The 4553-nt window shown below is 69.7% G+C and carries 4 protein-coding genes; all 4 read right to left on the bottom strand.

The annotated features are described in order from the left end of the window. Positions 1–114 precede the first annotated feature (114 nt). The gene (locus tag HUU95_RS09185; protein WP_174279836.1) at positions 115–2508 is read right to left on the bottom strand and encodes an FtsX-like permease family protein; all 2394 of its coding nucleotides are present in this window, start codon (positions 2506–2508) and stop codon (positions 115–117) included. A 30-nt stretch (positions 2509–2538) separates the two neighbouring features. Next, positions 2539–3222: a head GIN domain-containing protein gene (locus tag HUU95_RS09180; RefSeq protein ID WP_174279835.1), complete on the bottom strand. Its 684-nt coding sequence runs from the start codon at positions 3220–3222 to the stop codon at positions 2539–2541. Between the two features lie 16 nt (positions 3223–3238). Then, positions 3239–3919, bottom strand: a complete 681-nt coding sequence (locus HUU95_RS09175) for an ABC transporter ATP-binding protein (protein ID WP_174279834.1) — start codon at positions 3917–3919, stop codon at positions 3239–3241. 10 nt (positions 3920–3929) lie between these two features. Then, positions 3930–4553: efflux RND transporter periplasmic adaptor subunit (locus tag HUU95_RS09170; protein ID WP_174279833.1), on the bottom strand; the 624-nt coding region annotated here is incomplete at its 5' end.

The raw sequence follows: 4553 nt of genomic DNA, 5'->3' as shown, positions 1-4553 counted from the left end.
AGCTGCGGGTTGGTGGCCCAGGCGGCCGCGATCGCTTCGCGCAGCGTTTCGGCGGGGGCGGGCGCGGCGGCGAGCAGCAGCGCGCCGAAGGTGAGCCACCTAGTCATGGCCCCCCTAGTCATGACGCAGCGCCCAGGCCGGCGCGGCGCGGCTCGCGCGCAGCGACTGGCCGAGCACGGTCAGCACCGCGACCGCGACCGCGAGCAGGCTCGCGCCGATGAAGTAGAGCGGCGACAGCGCGATCCGGTCGTCGAACCCGGCGAGCCACGTCCGCATGCCTGCGAAGGCGAGCGGCCAGGCGACGAGGTTGGCGAGCAGGACGGGGCGCAGGAACTGCCCGACCAGCAGCCGGACGATATCGGCCGAGGACGCGCCCAGCGTCTTGCGGATGCCGACCTCCTTCACCCGCCGCTCGGTGTTGAACGAGGCGAGGCCCCACAAGCCGACGCAGCCGATCAGGACGGCGAGGCCGGCGCCGATGCTGAACAGGCGCGTGGCGCGGTCGTCGGCTTCATAGTAGGGTTCCAGGTTCTGGATGGCCGTCTTGGCGTCGAAAGGAACGTTCGGCGCGACCTGACGCCAGACGTCACGGATGGTCGCCAGCATGGCGAGGGGGTCGCCCGCGACCCGCACGGTGGTCAGCCAGCGCCGTGGTTTCGGACTGTAGTAGTAGAGCGTCGGGTTGACCGGGTCGCGCGGAGAGAAGAACCTGGCGTTGTCCACCACGCCGACGATCGTGCGCGGGGCCTCACCGTCGCCAATCGTTTTGCCCAGCGCCGCCTCGGGCGTGGCGAAACCGAGCGCCTCGGCGGCACGGCGATTGACGACCACGTTCGCCGGTCGCTTCCAGCCTGGGCCGCTGAAGTCGTCGAGTCGGTGGGCGTCGTCGAACGAGCGTCCGGCCACGAGCTTCATACCCATTATCGTGAAGAAGTTCGGGCCGATGTAGAACCATTGCAGCGATGGGCCTTCGCCGGATCTCCCCGGCACGGCGAAATTGGCGCTGTTGCCGTTGCTGTACCCTGGCGTCGACTCCGATCCGACCACGGCTTCGACGCCCGGAACACGCCGAACCCGTTCGAGAAAGGCGGTACGCTGTCCAGCATCCACCGCGCCGTCGCCGGTTGATGTGATAAGAACGAGTCCATCGCGATGAAAACCAGGATCGGCCGCGCGCACATGCCGGGTTTGCGCCACCAAGATGGCGGTGCCGATGATGAAGGCTGTCGCCAGCGCGAATTGGAAGACGACCAGCCCCTCGCGCAGCCGGACACCGGCGTGACCGCCGCCAGGCGCGCGTGCGGAGGCCAGAACTTGGGCGGCAGGAAATCGGGACAGCAGCGTGGCAGGGTAGAAGCCCGCGAGCACTCCGACCACCAGCACGAGCAAGAGGAGAGCCGGCGCGACGACGCCGTACGGGATGAATAGCGGCAATCCTCCGGCCGCATTGACGAAGGGCAGGCCGATTTCCGCGATGATGAGTCCTCCCAAGGACGCCAGCGCGACGGTCAGTATAGCCTCGCCGAGAAACTGGCTCATCAACGCGCGTCGGTCGGCGCCCAGCACCTTGCGCATCGCCACCTCGCGCGCACGGAGACCCGCTCGCGCTGTCGCCACGTTCACATAGTTCACGATCGCGATCAGCAGCGTGAGCACGCCGATCAGGCCGAGCGTCGTGACGGTCAGCTTGCGGCCCGGCCGCTGCAGATGCCAGTCCGTGATCGGCAGCAGCGGAAGATGAAACACGGAGATCATTTCTCCGAGGTCCTTGGAGCCGCGACGCCGAACGAAGGCCGGCATTCGCGCCGCATAGGCGCGAGCCGCCTCCGGCGTGTCGAATCGAAGGAGTGTCTGCACCCGTTCGCTTCCCCAATGATGCCAATAATCATCCTTGGGGTCGGTCGGCATCCTGCCGAGCATGGTGAACTTCTGCTCCGTGTTCTTGGGCAGGTCGCGGAAGACACCAGCAATGCGGTAGACCGACGCCTTTCCTTCGACGTTCAGCGTGAGAGTCCGACCCATCGGGCTATCGGACGGGAAGTACTTCCTAGCGATTGTTTCGCTCAGAAGCACGTTGGCCGGGTCGCGCAACGCCCTCGATCCATCGCCCGCGACCATCTCCAGCGGCATAAGATCGAGGAAGTTCGTGTCGGCGTAAGCGAAGTCCTCCGCCGTCCCTACACCGTCGCGGATCACGTTGGCGCCGATCCCACGGGAGCGGGTCGCGACGGTGCCGGGAAAATCTTCCCTGAGCTGATCGATTAGCCCACCCATGGTGCCGTCGCTATAGCCGTTGGCCGGGCTACCCGGCTGGTTCCAGTATTCCTCGACCAGATAGATCTTGTTGTGACCGGGCAGCCAGTTCTCATAGCTAGTCTCGAACCGGACGTAGAGCCCGAGCACGAGGAACACGGCGATCCCGACCGCCAGCCCGCCGATGTTGAGCGCGGCGTAGAGCTTGTGGCGGGTGAGCGAGCGGTAGAGCGTCAGGAGGGCGAAGCGGTTCATCGGGCGTCTCCGGTCGGGAGGGAGGTCAGGTCAGCCGCAGCGGACGGCGCCGGTGCCGTGGTTGCGGACGTCGCAGCGGGGATCGCCCGTGACCCGCACGCTGCCCGTGCCGCCGTTATCGATCGTCGCGGCGCGCGAGGCGGTGGTGGTGACCGCGCCCGTTCCGCCGAGGTTGATGGTGACGGCGGGGGTCGCCAGCGCGCGCGTGTCGATCCCGCCCGAGCCGCCCAGGTCGATCGCGACCGTGTCCGCGCTGCCGGCGACGGTGATCGATCCCGATCCCGACACGCCGAACCGGGCGGTCTCGACGCGCAGGTCGGTCACGACGAGCCCGCCCGAGCCCGAGATGCTGCCCGTGAAACCGCGACCGGTGACCGCGCCGACCCGGATGCCGCCCGATCCGGGGATGCTGGCCGCGCGCAACGTCGGCGCGGTGACGGTGACGAGCGCTCCCCTGTCGCGCCAGTCGCCCGGTCGGCGACCGACGCGCAGCGTGCCGCCCACCGTCTCGATTGCGAGCGCCGCGACCGCCCGCGGATCGCCGCTGGCGACGACCGAGACGGCGTCGCCCGGCACGACCCGCACGTCGTCCGATCCGGTCAGCTCGATCGCGTCGAAGCGACCGACCGCAAAGCGGCGCTCGCCGACCTGGGCCGTCGCGGGGAGGGAGAGGCCGAGCACGAGCGCGGCGGCGGCGAGCGGGATATGGGTCATGATGCTGGTCCTTCGGTCAGATGGCGCGGGCGACGGAGGCGACGATGCGGCCGTCGAGCATGTCGATGCGGCGGCGCGCGATGTCGGCGTGGCTGGGCGAGTGGGTGACCATCACGATGGTCGCGCCCTCCCCGTTGAGGCCGGTCAGGATGTTCATCACCTGCGCGCCGTTCTCCGTGTCGAGGTTGCCGGTCGGCTCGTCGGCGAGGATCAGCTTGGGGTCGCCGACGATCGCGCGGGCGATGGCGGCGCGCTGCTGCTGCCCGCCCGACAGCTGGTGCGGATAGTGGCGCGCGCGGTGCGCGATGCCGACCTTGTCCATCGCCGCCGCGACGCGCGCGCGCCGGTCGCCCGCCCGGTCGCGGCGATAGGCGAGGCCGAGCTCGACGTTCTCGGCGATGGTCAGCTCGTCGATCAGGTTGAAGCTCTGGAACACGAACCCCAGCGTCTCGCCACGGAAGCGCGCCAGCGCCGCCTCGTCCAGCGCGGCGAGGTCGCGCTCTCCGAACAGGTAGCGCCCGCCGGTCGGCCGGTCGACGGTGCCCAGCGTGTTGAGCAGCGTCGACTTGCCGCACCCCGACGGGCCCATGATGGCGACGAACTCGCCAGCCTCGACCCGCAGGTCGACGTCGTGGAGCGCGGTCGTCTCCACCTCGTCGGAGACGTAGCGGCGCTGGATCTTCTCTAGGCGGATCATGGCGGACCTTTCAGCGGATGTTGAGGATGTCGCCCTTCACGGACGCGGTGGCGGAGGTGACGATGCGCTCGCCGGGGTGGAGCCCGGCCAGGATCTCGGCCTGTTCGGGGTTGCGGCGGCCGACCTTGATGGCGCGGCGGCGCGCGTGGCGGCCGTCCGCGTCGAGCACGAAGACGGACGCGCCGCCACCCGCGTCGAGCCAGCCGCCGACCGGCGCGACCAGCGCCGCGGCGGTGCCGCCCAGCGTCACGCGGATGTCGAGCGTCTGCCCCCGGTGGAGCCCGGCAGGAGGCTGGCCGTTGAAGCCGATCTCGACGCGGAACCGGCCGTTGGCGACGGCGGGCAGAACGCGGATGACGGCGAGCCGAGTGCCGCCGTCGGCGCTGCCCCGCTGGCCGACCGCGAGGCGGCCGAGGTAATACTCGTCGACGTCCGCCACGAGCTTCCACGATCCCTCGCTGTCGACCTGCCCCGCCGGATCGCCGGGCTTGAGCGTCTGCCCCGGCTGGATCGTGAAGTTGGTCAGCCGCCCGCCGACCGGCGCGCGCACGATCAGCGCGTCGAGCCCGGCGCGCACGGCGGTCAGGTTGCCGGCGAGCCGGTTGACGTTGTCGGTCAGGTCGCGCCAGGTGCC

It is taken from the genome of Sphingomonas bacterium (assembly GCF_903643065.1).
In the GTDB taxonomy this organism is placed as follows: domain Bacteria; phylum Pseudomonadota; class Alphaproteobacteria; order Sphingomonadales; family Sphingomonadaceae; genus Sphingomonas.
This window is presented reverse-complemented; position numbering and strand designations above follow the sequence as displayed.